Raw genomic sequence first — 15,696 nt, 5'->3', positions numbered from 1 at the left:
GACTTCAGGCATTCATGTTGTTCAGAATGCTGGAATAATAGACCGCTGGTTTGAAATCATAGTATGTACCCCAGTCTGACAAGCTGTTCTGCAATGCACCCGGATGGGCATGTTGTAAATGGGTCAACTGTATGCCCAGCCTGGCAAAAGCCGTTTTGATCGGCCTGGATAAGGTGTACACCGCCCAACTGACATCCAGGCTTTTCAAAAACCGGCCGATCATGGGAATCACGGTGTTCACATCGGCCGGCCGATCCACTGCAAAATGACCCAGTTCAATGATCGAGTTGCGGTTCACATTCACCGCTTCATGATTGGCGATCAGACTTTCTATGGATTGGTTCAGATACCGCTCCGAAAACAAGTTCTGATCATCAGCATAGCGCATGCCCACCGCTCCCATGATGCGTTGGCTTGTCATGTCTCTGACCGCCAGAATAACCGGGAAAAATTCAACCAGCCTGGCGGCGAAGTGCTTTTCATAACCTTGTTGAATGAATTGCTCAACCGCTGCCCGCTGATCATCGGCTGGTGACACCAGCAACAACTGGATACCCATCGAATACGGGGTGGGTTGATTCGGCTTTCGGTCTTGTTCTGCACTGAAAGCCCGCGGCTGCGGTTGATTGATCGGATTGCAGTTTGCAGGTGATTGGTTGGTTAATTCAGTCATCATATGGGTGGTCATAAAGCTTCCTTTGGTCTGGCTTTCAGTTAATAATGAATTTCAGACGCCTGACCTTCACAGTCAGTGCGTTTACTACTAGGAGCTGATGAAAAACGCAAATCAATCGTTGGTTGAAGAAAAAAAATGAAAAAAAGTCAAAAAAGCGAGATTGATTCTGCCCGCTGATCTGCTCTAAGCGTTAAACAATTGTTAAAACACGGACTGAATGAAAGCACATAAAGCTGATATAAAATTGGCCAAAGCGGTTCTGAAAGGTGACGAAACGGCATTCAACAGGTTGTTTGACGACAACCATCCGAAGCTGTTCAGGTTCATCATGAGCCGGGTTAACCAGGACTATGACCTGGCTCATGATCTGACACAAGACACCTTATGTAAGGCCATCGACAAAATTGATGGGTATCGTGGTGAAGCCGCTTTATTCACCTGGATGTGTCAGATCAGCCGCAGCCTGATTCATGCCCATTTTGTTAAACACAATCGCAGAAGTCAGGTGGTTATGCCATTGGCTGATTCACCTGAAATGAGAAACGAATTAGAAAACATCGCCATGAATGATCGAACACAACCGGAACAGGTCACGATGAACAGCCAACTCAGGCAGTTACTGGAAGAAATTCTTGACCACTTGCCCAACGACTATGGTGATGTGCTGACCTGGAAATACATTGATCAGCTGAGTGTCAATGAAATTGCCACCCAAATGAACACCACGCAGATTGCCGTCCAGTCAGTTCTGGCCCGGGCCAGAAAAGCCTTCCAGACAGTGATTCATAGCATGCTGCAACATGACACCCTGAGGGATTTGTTACAGGGTCAACAGGAGACAACACATGGCTGATAAACCCAATAAGGCAGTCAATATTGATCAGCTGTTAGGACAACTGAACTCCAGGACTGAACCTGAAGCCGATCGCAGTGCGACCAGCAAAGCAGCGGTGAGAAAACACTGGCAACAGACCGTAAAAAGACAACAAAGACAACGCAGGGTACGCTTTCAGTGGGCCATGGCTGCCAGTGTGATGTTGATGGTGACCTTTTCTTTGCTTAATATGAACCACCAACAAGGTCCTGCTGAGCCGATTGTTTGGGGTACCTTGCTGGCTGCCAGCGGTCAGGTCAACATACAGCCTCCCGGTCAACATTGGCAACCCTGGCAACCCGCTCAATCAATTGTCAGCGGCAGCCGGATTGAAACCGCGGATGACAGTCACCTGTCATTCAGGTTGGCAGACAACAGTCAAATCAGGCTGGCAGCCAAAACGCTGATTACCACCGCTGACCAAAGCATTTTTCTGCAACGTGGCCAGTTGTATCATGACACCGATGAGGCATTGACCGCAGCTCCGCTGATAATCAATACCTCACTGGGTGAGGTGCAGCACATTGGCACCCGCTATCTGGTCAGCAAGCAAAACAACCAGCTGACAGTCGCGGTCCGCTCCGGCGAGGTCAGTATCCACCCGGTTCATCAGACAACACCTGGCCAGCGCCTGATTGAAAATCAAGTCATGGCCATGACAGATCAAGGCACCTCCAACATCCGCCCCATCAGCAAACACGATGCCTTATGGGACTGGACCTTTCAGGCACAACCCGCATTTAATCTGCACAATAAATCACTGCATGAATTCATCCAATGGTATGCCCGTCAAACCGGGTTGCAGGTGGATTGGCAGGGACTGGAGAGCCCGAGCAAGCGGGTCCGGCTGCAAGGCAACATTGAAAACATGAATGCTGAGCAAGCCATTCAAACGGTTTTTCTCACCACCAGTTACCGCTACCAGATTGCAAATGGGAAGTTGCAAATCAGCCAGCAAAAAAAGTAAGATGAGGGTTGATTTTTAACCCAGTCATTGAATGAAAAACCCACCAGGCTGGTTGTGGTGCTTTGTGTTGTGCTGGCTGACCTGGCCGGTCCAGGCTGACATCAAAACCCTCAACCAATGGATCAGTCAGTTCAGGCAGGATGGCATCAGCCTGTTTTCTTCCAGTGAATTCCTGACGCCTGAAAAACTCAACCAACCCATTGAACTGTCCGGGTTTGAGCCACACCAGTTCAACCAGGTACTCAAGCGCCTGTCCTTGCAACTGGAAACCATCTATGACCGGGGGTCCGGTGAACCGGTTTACCTCATCAAATCCCATAAGACAACCCCCACCACCACTGTACTGATTCATGCCCTTGATTCAGCACAACAATCACCTGTCAAACAGTTCAGTTTGCAATGGCCAGCTACAACTCCGCAGCATAGTGAAGCAGGTACCATCCTGCTCACAGGTCTGACACGAACCTTTTTACAGGCCCGGCTGATTGCCCCGGGGTATTACCCTGCTGACATCGACGAACCCCTGATCCTGGGAAAAACCGTCAGCCTGACCATTGACATGCAACCCTTGCCTTTGGCCCTGTCAGACATTCGGGTCTCCACCAGCCTGATCAATTACAACTCCGGCACATACAGTCATCACAGTTTTTCCAGAGCAGAACTTGATCGCCAGGTCAGCATCAATCGGGATCCACTGCGTTCCCGGGAGCAATTACCTGGCAGTGCCAGCAATGGCATCAATGGCAAGGTCCATACCCGTGGTGGCAACCTCAACGAATCACTGGTATTGCTGGATGGCCGTGAGTTACGAAACCCCTATCATTTCAAAGATTTTTTCTCATTGTTTTCTACCATCAATGACACCGTGGTCGATTCAATTGACCATTACAGTGGCGTTTTTCCGGTGCAATACGGCGGTCGCCTCAGCTCGGTACTTGATGTGCAAACCAATCCCTGGTCACCAGTAAAAACCCATCAACTGAACTTTGGCTTATTGACCAGTTCTTACACCCTCCAGACACTGAATCCATCAGCTGACCGCTCTCTGATCCTTGCCCTCAGAACCGGTGGCCAGTTGTTCACCGGTCACCTGGCTGAAGATCTGTCCGTCAATCCGGAATATGACGATGCATACTTCAAAGCCGCTCAGGTGCTCAACGAGCACTGGCAAATGTCACAACACGTGTTGGTTTCCAGAGATGAATTATCCATTGATCAGGATGAAGAAACAGCCCGTGCAGCCTATCATGACCAAAATATCTGGATCAAATGGAACTATGATGACCTGCAACAACATCAACTGGACATCCAGCTGTATGGCAGCCGTCGCCATGACCGCAGGCAAGGCATGCTACAGGATAACAACAGCCAGTCCACGGTGGATGAAGACATCACCAGCCATTTCCAGGGCATTCAGTTCACCCATCAATGGCAATTGAATGATGCCACGATGTTGCACTACGGCTTTGATGTGGCGGTTGAAGACACCCGCATCCTGTCTTACCGCATGCTCAACCACAACAGCGAGCTGGTCAATGAACTGGGCCTTGGCCGACAATTGAACAGGCCGTTTGAATTTGATCAACATGGCGTATCTGCCAAATCATTTGCCAACCTCCGGTATCAATTCAACAGCCAATGGACCGCTGATTTCGGGGTACATTACCAACATCAACAATGGGTCAATGGCGGCAAACTGAGTCCCCGTTTCAATCTGGCGTACTTTATCAGCGAACAAACCACCTGGCGATTGGGAATCGGTCGCCATCAACAAAACCAGCACATCGATGAGTTATTGCTCGAAGACCCTGAACCAGGGTATTTCGAACCGGCTTCTGCTGATCTGGCGGTGTTGGAGCTGAACCACAGATTCAGCAATGACTGGTATCTGCGGGCTGAAATGTATCTGAAAAAATACAGTGCAACCCATCCATATTACGAAAACCTCTTCAATCACCTGCATGTATTACCCGACTTGTTTTATGACCGGATCCGACTGGATCCGGATGATGCCAGAGCCATGGGCATCGAATGGACCCTGAGTGGTCAGCAACGAAACATCAGCTGGGCCGCCAGTTATGCATATGCTGATGTCACAGACCAGATCGGTTCACTTGACATTGTCCGCAGCTGGAACCAACGCAATGCATTTAAACTGATGCTGGGTATACCTGTCGGCCAATGGAACTTCAACCTCAATGCCAGCTTTCACAACGGCTGGCCTTTGACACGGATCGTCCCCTTCGAAGGCGGTTACCAGGTAGAAACCAGAAACCAGCTCACTGAAAAGGATTTTTATCAGCTCAGTATTCGCTTCGAAAGGTCGTGGGAAGGGCGGCTTGGCTTGTGGCAAATTGATGGACAATTAAGCAATGCCCTCAACACCGACAACCCCTGCTGCCGGGAATACTTTCTGGATGAATCCGGTCTCGGTTTTGTCGAAAAATACGGTTTGCCATTGGTGCCTGATTTACGCATCAGCCTGAGTTGGGACTGAAGTGACTGGCAGCCACCTAGCCAATACCCTGAAACAACATGGCATCAGCCAGTTTAACAAAAGCGGCAATGTTGGCGCCTTTGATGTAATCAATGCGACCTTCCTCCTTGCCATGAGTCACACAAGCCTGATGAATGTCCTGCATGATGTTTTTTAACTGCTCATCCACTTTTTCAGATGACCAGCTTTGCAGCAGGGCGTTTTGCGTTCGTTCAAGCCCTGAAACTGCCACGCCGCCAGCATTGACCGCTTTGGATGGACCCAGCAGAACACCCTGTTCTTTCAAATATTCGGTCGCTTCAGAGGTCAAAGGCATGTTAGCGGCTTCGGCAATCACCTGTACACCGTTGCTTTTCAATTGTTTGGCATCTTGCAGTTCCAACTCATTTTGAGTGGCACATGGAATGGCCACATCACAGGTCTGACTCCAGGGTTTTTTGCCTTTGATGAAGTCGATTTCAGCAAACTCATCAGCCACAGCTGTCAGACTGCCTCGCTCGACTTCTTTGGTTTGTTTGATGACCTTCAGGTGGGCTTCAGTTAATCCATCTTTGGCCAGCAGCGTGCCACTGCTGTCGGACATGGTGATGACACGGGCTTGTTGTTGCAACAATTTTTCCACCGTGTAAATGGCCACGTTTCCAGCACCCGAAACCACAAAGGTCTGATCCTTTAATGAGAGGTCCTGCTGTTTAAGCATGGCTTGCAGAAAATACACGCAACCATATCCAGTGGCCTCTTTGCGGATGTGGCTGCCACCTGAGGCTGGGGGTTTTCCGGTCAGCACTCCATTGAACACGCCGGAAATTTGTTTGTAGGCACCAAACAAATAGCCAATTTCCCGCGAACCAACACCAATGTCTCCAGCTGGCACATCCTGTTCCGGGCCTATAAAACGATTCAGTTTCAACATAAAGGCCTGGCAAAAGCGCAACACATCGGCATCAGATTTACCTTTGGGATCAAAATCAGATCCGCCTTTACCACCTCCCATGGGTAAGCCCGTCAGGGCATTTTTAAAGGTTTGTTCAAAAGCCAGGAACTTGAAGGTATCAAGGTTGGCTGCGGGATGAAACCGCAATCCACCTTTGTAAGCCCCCAATGCGTTGTTGTGCTGTACCCGCCACCCACGGTTCACATGATAATCACCAGCACCGTCCTGCCAACTGACCCTGAACTCAATCACCCGGTCCGGCACCAGCAACTGGTCCAGCAACGCACAGGTCTGATATTTTTCTGTGGCGTTAACATAGGGGACGATGGATTGAAACACATCTGCCACCGCTTGCCTGAATTGCTGTTGTTCGGGGTATTGATCTTGCAGTTGTCGCAGAATATCTTCGGTGTTTTTCATGTGCTCAGTCTGGGTATTTAAAAAGCCGAGCATAACAGGTGATCTGTCAAGCCATTGTCAATGCAGCAGATGCGCTATCCCAGCTGGAAATCAAAGTCATAATAATGCTGGCCTTCTTCGATGCGGATGTTCATTTGGCCACGCAGACCCTTGAGTTGTCCAGTGCCTGAATCAGGCACCACTTCCAAGGTCAGGCCACTTACGCCTTGTCGCATGGTGCCATAATGTTGCAGCACAAAATCACCGCTGTATCCGGACAAACTTCCTTTGACGCGCTCAATGGCCACATATCCTGCAGAACCAGGTAGATCGGTCACCGCACTGAGCATTTCACCCTGGCTGCTGGCTTGCAATTCACCATGGTATTTTTTTTCCAGGCCCATGCGGGCCAGTTGAACACCCTGACATTCTGGCAGTGTCGTCTTCAATGGGCTCATCTGCACTTCAAACGTACCGGTGATCTTCATGCGCAATACCCCGCTGTGTGTGAATTCATAAAATGATGACCTGCTCAGCTGATGACTGCATGGATGACCTGGCCTTTTTATGATAGGCCTCCTCAATGACATTGCGCTTCATTTTCAGGGTGGGTGTCAACATGCCATTCTCAGTGGTCCAGGCATCACGGGTAATGAATGCATGGCTGACCCGCTCATGGGCCTCCAGGGTCGGGTTGATCGTAGCCACCACCCGTGCACACAGGGCCGCCAACTCCTGCAAATCGTCCTGGTATGCAGATTCAAATGCAGACACCACCAGGAACGGCTGAGTGAACCCTTCACCCATGAGGATGAGCTGCTCTATGCCCAGTGCAGACTGAAAGGCCTGCTCAATAGGCAATGGAGCGATGTATTTACCCTTGCTGCTTTTGAAAATGTCTTTGACCCTTCCTGTGATGTACAGGAACCCCTGTTCGTCAATCATTCCAAGGTCACCGGTGTGCAGCCAGCCGTCCTCGTCAATGGTCCGGGCGGTTAGCTCAGCTTGTTTATAATAACCATCCATCATTGCCGGATTTCGCAACAACACTTCTCCGGTGTCTGACAACCGGCATTCACACCCGTCAATCACCCGGCCGACACTGCCGATACAGGTGTCTGTTTGTTTGGTCATGTGCGACAGGCCACAGGTCTCTGACATCCCATAGGCTTCATTTAACTTCAAGCCCAGGTCAGCGAACCATTGCAGCACATCTTTGTTCACGGCAGCAGCGGCACACAATGCATAACGAACATCCTGAAAACCCAATTTCCTGACCAATGCTTTTTTCAGCCAATTACCCAACAAAGGCGTTTGCAATAACCAGCCAAGCACCCGGGGACCACCCAGCTTGCTTTCAATGGCTGATTTGATTTTGGTCCAGATCCTGGGCACACCAAAGAAGATGGTTGGTTGTGCGTTTTTCACATCGATGGTAAAGGTTTCCAGCGAACGAATGAAGGACACTGTTGAACCGTTGTATAAAGCGCCACATTCCACCGCCATACGCTCTGCAACATGGGCCAGCGGCAGGTACGACACAAACCGGTCCTGCTGATTGATGACAATGATGCTTTTCACCAGGTTCATGGCGGCCTGAACGGCCCGAAAAGAGATCATCACTCCTTTGGGGTCACCAGTCGTTCCAGATGTATAGATGATGCTCAACAATTCATCGGGTAGATTAGGGATGGGTTCAGTCACTGGTTTCTGATCATTCACCAGTTGTTGCCAATATGGCCACATGGGATAGGGTTGGTACATACCCAAACAATCATAACCATCCGGTATCAGTTCAGGGGCTTGCTCAGGGGCAAACATTTTGCCCACAAAAACCGCCTTGGACTCTGAGTGGCTTAAGATTTTTTCAATGGTGCCTGCAGAAGCAGTTGGATAAATTGGTATGGATACATGGCCTGCCATTTGTATGGCCAGATCAGCCATGATCCAGTGGGCACAATTCAGAGAAATGAGGGCAATGTGGCTGCCTTTGGGGTAGCGCATCAGATAATGAGCCACACATGAGACCTCACGCAACACCTGAGACCAGGTGTATTCAAGCACTTCATTGCCTATGGGTTGAATTAAATATACATCATCTGGCGTCTTTCGCGCCCAATGAGTCAAACGATCGACCGGAGATTGAAATTCTGCTGCACACATCACATGATTTTAACACAAAAGTTAAATCAGCTGATATTCAGTGTGCACCTTCAACGAGCTGGCCAATTGCCTTGGCAGCCGCAAACCCGGAAGCCCAGGCCCATTGAAAATTAAACCCACCCAGATGGCCAGTGACATCCAGCACTTCCCCAACAAAATACACATTTGATTGCTGCAAGCAAGCCATGGTTTGTGAAGAAACGGCATGGGTATCGACTCCACCAAGGGTCACTTCAGCCGTGCGATACCCTTCCGTTCCTGATGGTTTCAAACACCAACGATTCAAGGTGGAGGCCACCTGCTGCAATTGTTGTGCCGTGAGGTTTTGCAGGGGCAAATCATGCCATGCAGGGAACTCATGAGCCAAAATGGCATGTGCTGCTTTTTTGGGCAGGTAACCAGCCAACCACTGATGTAATAAACACGCTGGTGTGTTGCTTTTACAAATGGATAAGTCACTGGCGGCATCGACACCCGGCAACAGGTTTATCTCCAGCACCTGCCCACTGCTCCAGTAGCTGGAAATTTGGAGCATGGCCGGTCCACTCAACCCCCGATGGGTAAACAGCAATTGATGGTGAAAGCCCGGTGCTGTTTTGTTTTCAGGCACTTGTACTGAAACCGTGATCGCTGTGCCGGATAATTCAGCAAATAAACCTTTGTATTGATCGGTGAACACCAATGGAACCAAACCTGCCCGCCTGGGCAAAACCGTTAAGCCTAACTGCATGGCCAGCTGGTACCCAAAGTCAGAACCACCCATTTTTGGAATGGACAGCCCACCGGTGGCCACCACCAAATGTTTGGCCGTGAATGAGCCATGGTTGGTATCCAGCCGAATGGTTTGGCCGGTTTGTAGCTCAGATACATCCGTGTTCAACCGGATATCAACCTGCCCATCAGCGCATTCGTCAAGTAACAGGTTGAGAATGTCTTTCGAAGAGTGGTCACAAAACAGTTGCCCCAACTCTTTTTCATGATAGGCCACCTCATGCCGATTGATCAACTCGAGAAAGTGCCAGGGGGTATAACGGCTCAATGCTGACTTGCAAAAATGAGGGTTACTGGAAATAAAATGCCCCGGGCTGGTGTGCAAGTTGGTGAAATTACAACGCCCTCCTCCTGACATGAGGATTTTTTTGCCGGGTTTATTGGCCTTTTCAAGCACCAACACCCGACATCCACCCTGCCCGGCTGTCAGTGCACACATCAGTCCGGCTGCACCAGCCCCCAGCACAACAACATCAAACGCCTTAGCCTGACTCATGAACTCATTTCCCGTGGCTGAATTGAACAACCGCCATCAAAACAACCGCCATTCCCAGACCGGACCATCTTCAGGGTGATCAATCACATCATGAAATTGGAAACCCAGTTTTTGCAAGAGGTAATTGGAGGCATTGGTTTCTGGAAGGGTTTGTGCCACTATGCTCAACTCCTCATCGTGTTGAATGGCCAGATCAATCAGGGCTTGTGCTGTGGCCGTGGCATGTCCTTGATTTTCCATATCAGCCAAAGTGTAATATGCAATTTCCACCCGCCCCTGGTCTGGCACAGACTTAAAAGCCCCGCCACCAACAAAGTGGCCCTCATGCTCAGTCACATAGCCGATCCACGGTGGCTGAAAACCCGCTCCGGCATAAAAATCAGCCATCTGATCATTGACCTGCCTGATCATTTCAGGTAACTGTTCATGGGCGGATTCATCCAGACCCTCAATCATTCCTGATTCATCCACAAGCCTGAGCTTATGCATCCACTTCTCCCAATTGTGCCTCCGGGGCCGCTGCTTTGAAAGCCGGCAACTCCAAACACCTTTGGTTGATTTCCAGCAACCGGGGGTAATCTCCCAGCGGGACATTGAAACGATTGGCATTGTAAATCTGGGCAACCAGACAAATGTCAGAAACACAGGGAAACATTTGGTTCATGAAACTGAATTGCGAGCCCTTCAGCATTTGCTCCAGGGCTTTGAACCCTTCGTGAATCCAATGCGCGTACCACACATCCACCTGAGTCTGATTCCAACTTTTCTTCAATAGTTGTAACACCCGCAGGTTGTTCAGCGGATGTATGTCTGAGACAATCATCTGCGCCATGGACCTGCACCTGGCCTGTCCCAGTGTGTCCGTCGGCATTATGGCAATCTCCGGGTAAGTACTTTCCAGATACTCCATGATCGCCATCGATTGATTGATCACTTCTCCTCCCTCAGTGACCAGTGCCGGCACCAGTCCCTGAGGATTCAAAGCCCGGTATTCAGCTTTGTGCTGCTCACCGCCATCTTTCACCAAATGTACCGGTACGGACTCATAATCAAGTCCCTTGAGATTCAAAGCAATGCGCACCCGGTAAGCCGCGGTACTGCGCCAGTATGTATAAAGTTTAAGCATGGTACTCTTCAAAATTATGAATAAAAACGAAATCATGCAAATGAATCGCCCGTTCGTTGTCAGCATAGTCCTCGTCAGCCTCTGCCAGGGGAGCCAGCAAGTGCATCACATGATATGGAAAATTGCCAGGTTCAGGACTGCCAAAATGAAAGCTGTCAACCCTCAGCCTGATCCATGAATCAGTTGGCATATTCAGTGACAAAGTAAAATCATCATCAAAAGAATGTATCACAGGACAGCTGGTATTTACCGAAGCCTCCTCACAACTGACAGAAAAACCGAAATAAAGTAGTTGATTGCTTAGAAAAACATCCAAATAGGTATAAGCCAGATTTAAGTTTTTAAGGGTACTGATTTGACCTATTTCGGGAGTCACCGCCGACAGATAGTTTTCAGAAATATCTAAAGTTTCCAGGAAGCTAAGTTGGGTGATGTTGGCTGGAATCTGACCATTCAATCCATTGACAGGCAGGCTCAGCCCGATGATGTTGTCATCACCATCACACTGAACGCCGAACCATTCATCCATACAAGGGTCATTGTCCAGCCAGTTTTGCTGATTCAACCAGTTCGGACCGCCGGTGGCATTGTGTAGATCCACCAAAGCCTGACGTTGAGACTCAGGAACCAGAGCTGAGACTGTGGCACTGAACATCAATATAAATACAACGCCGGTATGGGGCATCCATGTCCGCTTATTCATGGGTTGCTCCTGTTGAAATTAAATTTACGTTCACCAAGGCCGTTGCCGGATCTGGTGACAGATGGGCTTATTTTTACCAAAGGACTGTCCTGAGTAAAGCAAACCCCTCATTCATTGGTTGAGTCTCTGCTTGAAAAATAAGTCCCGAACAGCCAGTCGCCGATGGGGTAAGTGATGTTGAAATTGTAGCGATTCATCAGTTCAGGCACATGATGCTGAAGATGAAGTTGCCGCATTCGCCTGAATCCAGGGATTTTCATGAGCCAGGAATCTTCGCGACAGTGATAAGCAAAATGTAACAATTCATAGTTCAGAAAGTAGGCCACCGCCACAATCACAAACAACCAGGTCATGTTGGCCCCCAGCAGGAAGTGAATCAAAAACCAAACCGGGGTACCAAAAACACCAAAAAAGAAAATCACCAGCAACAATGGGAACAGGGTCACTTTAAAATCCTGATGTCCTTCAAAGGGCATGTGTTGGTCAGTAAAAAACCGGTGATGTTGTTTGCTGTGCCGCAGATAAATTGCTTTCAGGCCTGTGCGCGGCACATGCATCACATATCGATGCCCCAGGTACTCCATCAGGTTGGCGTAAACGAACGCAGCCGGGATCATTGACCACTCATACCACCTGACATTCTCCAGCTGGATGATCCCCCAGGTGATGATGCTCACTGACATCAGCACCGTAAACCCCAGATGCAGGTAACCGACATACCAGTCAGGTATGTGTGCCTTCCGGTATGTTTTACGGTACTGTTTGTTATCCATTTTGGATCAGACTGGCCTCACTGTTGAAAATAAAACCTGGGTCGTTCTACCTGCTCAGGAAACACCTGATTCATGGTACCGGCTTCATACAGGCGACCATTGAGCATGACATGACTGACCTGATCAGAATTCTGGATGTCTGCCAGTGGATCGGCATCGAGGATCACCAGATCGGCCAGTTTACCGGCCTTGATGGAACCCAGCTCATGGTCCATACCAATGTACTTGGCACCGTCAATGGTGCTGGCTTTGATTACATTCCATGGTGACATACCACCTTGAGCAAACATCCACATTTCCCAATGTGATGCCAGCCCTTCACGCTGACCATGGGCACCCATTAAAACATCCACACCTTCATTTTGCAGTTCAGTAGCGACCCGGGCATTATTGAAGTGGTTGTAATCTTCCAGCGGCGCCTTGGTGCGTCGCACAGAAACCGGTTCCAGCACATTGGCAGGCACGAATTGGGTCAACAACGGGTGTTTCCAGACATCTGTGGTGTCATACCAGTATCGTTCTCCCCAGATGCCACCATAACCCACACCCAAAGTCGGTACGTAAGCTGTTTCGGTGCCGGCCCACAATTGTTTGACATCGTCATAAACTGCAGCCACCGGGATGGAGTGTTCAACACCGGTGTGACCATCGATGATCATGGTCATGTTGTGCATGAATAATGACCCGCCTTCTGGCACCACCATCAGACCGGTTTGCCGGGCGGCTTCCAGAACCTGTTGGCGCTGATCCCGTCTGGGTTGATTATAGCTTTTCACCGAAAACGCACCTGCAGCTTTCATTCGCTCCAGATGACCGATGGCATCTTCCAGCGAATTGACTTTGGCGGTGAAGTAATGAGTCGCTCCGTAAAGAATGGTACCGGTTGAATAAATCCTTGGGGCCACGATCTGACCAGCCTTTTGCATTTCGGCAGCTGAGAACACCGCTGCTGTATCAGCCGATGGATTGTGCGTGGTGGTCACACCAAATGCCAGAGAGGCATAGGCATTCCAGTTGTTTTGCGGAGTGATTTGCCCATTGGCATAAGGTCCGTGCCAATGCACATCCACCAGTCCAGGAATGATGGTTTTATCTTTCAAATCAATGACTTCGGCATTGGCTGGAGGTTTGATTTGATCAGCCGAACCCACTGCAGTGATGCGATTGTTGTTGATCATCACCACGCCATTGTCGATGATTAATGGCTCACCATCAACCGTCTCCATGGTGATGACTTTTGCCCCCACAAGCGCCACGGTCCCTTGTGGAATGTCGCTGTCAACCACCAAAGTAACGCGGGTTTTTTTGGCAGCAGGTTGTGTACCTTCGGATGCTTCAGCCACTTTTATTTCACCACCCAGAAAGTCAAACCGCTCACTCAGTTTTTGTTGATACAGGTTGGGACCCATTGACCAACTCAGGGTATTTGATGCTTGATTCCAGTTGATGTAATCTCCGGCATGCTCTGAGAAATTTTTCAACGGCAGGTTACTGGCACCTGAACCGGTGCTGATGTGTTTGCCATTACGCACGAATGGGGTCACATATACCTGGTAGTTTTGCACAAAAGCAAGCCACTGCTCATCAGGCGAAACTTTGAACTGAGTGATCCATTCCCCCTGGTAATGGTGTTGTACATCGTGGCCTTTCAGGTCCATGGATTGCAATTGACGGGTGATCACTTCTCCAGACACTGACTGGCCAATATAATAAACCCGTTGGTTGTCATTGGTGAAAAACGGTTGACTGCCATTGTCAGTCAATTTGTGAACTGTTCCGCTGTCCACATCCACTGCAAAAATACCGGTATCGTGAGAATACAATGGGGAAGTGAGGTAACCACCGGAGTCCGCCTGATAAACCACTGTGTTTCCATCGGTGGAAATGGCGGGATTGATGTAGTGCCCGGGTCGCGATGACAATACTTTTGATTTACCCCGCAGGTTGGCGATGCGCACAGAACCCAATTGCTCATCATGCCAGGTGGTATAGACAATTTGTTTGCCATCAGCACTGAAAACCGGATAAAGTTCAAAGTGTTCATTCTGACTGGTCAGGCGCTCGGGCTGATCTGCCATCTCTCCATTTTTGAGTGCCACTGTGTAGAGGTAACCCATGGCCTGAAAGACCGCGAGATCTCCTTGCGGAGAGACCTGAAGCCAACGCAACATTTTCGCCTCAAATTGTTCTGGTGCAACCTCATTTTTCACAGTGACAGCTTTGCGGATTTCCCGCTGGTCATTGACTTTGAATGGGATGTTTTTGACCGTTTCGGAGGCCACATCAATGTGGTGAATCCGGCCTTTGGCATAAAACACAATGCCTTCGCCATCTGGTGTCCAGGCCATGGTTGGGTACACCCCATGGATGGCCCAGGTTTCCTGCATGTCGCGTTCCAATCCTACGTAAATGGGCTTGATGGCACCACTATGGCGATCCTGAATGAATAAAGCACTGTCGTTTCTGATGCGCCTCACAAATGCCAATGAGTCACCATCGGGAGATGGGGTTGGTCTGACCGCTCCGCCCGGACCCGAAACCCAAGGTTTGATCTCACCAGTGGCCAGTTCAATCGCAAAGATTTCATAAATCTGATTATTGGCATCTTTTGAGTACTCAAAATACTGTCCTGGCGTCGAATCCCGTGAAAACAACACGTACTTTCCATCCGGTGTATATACCGGTTCACCCAGGTCTTTTTGTTCATTGGGTCGTTCATTCAACTGTACGCCTTTGCCACCAGACTTGTGGTACATCCAGATTTCTCCGGCTCCCAAAGAGCGCATGCCGGTGAAATGTTTTCTGGCGACGATGTAATTCCCATCTGGTGACCATGCAGGTGAATTCAATAACCGGAATGACTCATCAGTAACCTGTGTGGCTTGGCTGCCATCAATGTTCATGGTCCAGATGTTATCCCCCCCACCCTGGTCAGAAGTAAACGCCAGACGGGATCCATCCGGAGAAAACTGTGGCTGCATGTCCCAGGCCATGGAGTTGGTGATGTTTCTGGCTTCCCCTCCAGTGATAGGCATGGTGTAGATGTCTCCAAGCATATCAAATACGATCAGACGACCATCAGGACTGACATCCAGATTCATCCAGGTGCCGGTTTCGGTGTTGATGCTGACCATTTGTTTTTCGCCAGGTGGGTTATTGACATCCCACTTTTGATCTTCCTCCGTTTTGGCTGTCATGGTCATTGAACAGAAAATCAGTGTGATGATGGGCAGGTATTGGCTTTTCATTGATGTTCCCCAATTGCACAACCAGAACCGTTTATTCTGGCTGTTTGTGCGTTGTGATTCGTCAATCTG

General features: G+C 49.4%; 13 protein-coding genes. 3 read left to right on the top strand and 10 right to left on the bottom strand.

Annotated features, from left to right (window positions below):
• Positions 1-4 precede the first annotated feature (4 nt).
• Positions 5-688, bottom strand: coding sequence for a thermostable hemolysin (locus tag B0475_RS12225; RefSeq protein WP_077412147.1), 684 nt, complete (start codon positions 686-688; stop codon positions 5-7).
• Between the two features lie 205 nt (positions 689-893).
• On the opposite strand from B0475_RS12225, the gene B0475_RS12220 reads away from it, so the two are divergent.
• Genes B0475_RS12220 through B0475_RS12210 form a run of 3 tightly spaced genes read left to right on the top strand, consistent with a single transcriptional unit; the run spans position 894 to position 5,014 of the window.
• Positions 894-1,529, top strand: coding sequence for an RNA polymerase sigma factor (locus tag B0475_RS12220; protein WP_077412146.1), 636 nt, complete (start codon positions 894-896; stop codon positions 1,527-1,529).
• On the top strand, positions 1,522-2,517 hold the full coding sequence (locus B0475_RS12215) for a FecR family protein (RefSeq protein ID WP_077412145.1): 996 nt from the start codon (positions 1,522-1,524) through the stop codon (positions 2,515-2,517). The genes B0475_RS12220 and B0475_RS12215 overlap by 8 nt, the downstream gene beginning before the upstream one ends.
• A 31-nt stretch (positions 2,518-2,548) precedes the next feature.
• Entirely contained in the window at positions 2,549-5,014 is a 2,466-nt protein-coding gene (locus B0475_RS12210; RefSeq protein ID WP_077412144.1) for a TonB-dependent receptor plug domain-containing protein, read from the top strand.
• A gap of 16 nt (positions 5,015-5,030) precedes the next feature.
• On the opposite strand, the gene gdhA is transcribed toward B0475_RS12210, so the two are convergent.
• The 9 genes from gdhA to B0475_RS12165 all read right to left on the bottom strand — a co-directional run bounded on the left by gdhA (position 5,031) and on the right by B0475_RS12165 (position 15,627).
• Positions 5,031-6,368, bottom strand: coding sequence for an NADP-specific glutamate dehydrogenase (gdhA, locus tag B0475_RS12205; protein WP_077412143.1), 1,338 nt, complete (start codon positions 6,366-6,368; stop codon positions 5,031-5,033).
• 74 nt (positions 6,369-6,442) lie between these two features.
• Positions 6,443-6,835: a DUF3224 domain-containing protein gene (locus tag B0475_RS12200; RefSeq protein ID WP_077412142.1), complete on the bottom strand. Its 393-nt coding sequence runs from the start codon at positions 6,833-6,835 to the stop codon at positions 6,443-6,445.
• 25 nt (positions 6,836-6,860) lie between these two features.
• Positions 6,861-8,510, bottom strand: coding sequence for an AMP-binding protein (locus B0475_RS12195; protein ID WP_077412141.1), 1,650 nt, complete (start codon positions 8,508-8,510; stop codon positions 6,861-6,863).
• A 37-nt stretch (positions 8,511-8,547) separates the two neighbouring features.
• On the bottom strand, positions 8,548-9,777 hold the full coding sequence (locus B0475_RS12190; RefSeq protein WP_077412215.1) for a BaiN/RdsA family NAD(P)/FAD-dependent oxidoreductase: 1,230 nt from the start codon (positions 9,775-9,777) through the stop codon (positions 8,548-8,550).
• Between the two features lie 36 nt (positions 9,778-9,813).
• Entirely contained in the window at positions 9,814-10,266 is a 453-nt protein-coding gene (locus B0475_RS12185) for a GNAT family N-acetyltransferase (protein WP_157892919.1), read from the bottom strand.
• Entirely contained in the window at positions 10,259-10,903 is a 645-nt protein-coding gene (gene maiA, locus B0475_RS12180; RefSeq protein ID WP_077412139.1) for a maleylacetoacetate isomerase, read from the bottom strand. The genes B0475_RS12185 and maiA overlap by 8 nt, the downstream gene beginning before the upstream one ends.
• Positions 10,896-11,606 (bottom strand): hypothetical protein, encoded by a 711-nt coding sequence (locus B0475_RS12175; protein WP_157892918.1) that lies wholly within the window; start codon positions 11,604-11,606, stop codon positions 10,896-10,898. Before B0475_RS12175 ends, maiA begins: the two co-directional genes overlap by 8 nt.
• Positions 11,607-11,713: 107 nt before the next feature.
• Positions 11,714-12,379: a sterol desaturase family protein gene (locus B0475_RS12170; RefSeq protein WP_077412137.1), complete on the bottom strand. Its 666-nt coding sequence runs from the start codon at positions 12,377-12,379 to the stop codon at positions 11,714-11,716.
• Positions 12,380-12,396: 17 nt separating this feature from the next.
• Positions 12,397-15,627 carry an amidohydrolase family protein gene (locus B0475_RS12165; protein ID WP_077412136.1) on the bottom strand — a complete coding sequence of 1,077 codons (3,231 nt, stop codon included), beginning with the start codon at positions 15,625-15,627 and terminating at the stop codon, positions 12,397-12,399.
• Between the last annotated feature and the right edge of the window lie 69 nt (positions 15,628-15,696).

The sequence above is a fragment of the Marinicella sediminis genome, from assembly GCF_002000055.1.
Taxonomy (GTDB): domain Bacteria; phylum Pseudomonadota; class Gammaproteobacteria; order Xanthomonadales; family Marinicellaceae; genus Marinicella; species Marinicella sediminis.
Note: the sequence above shows the minus strand (reverse complement) of the source record. Positions and strands in the feature narration are given on the sequence as shown.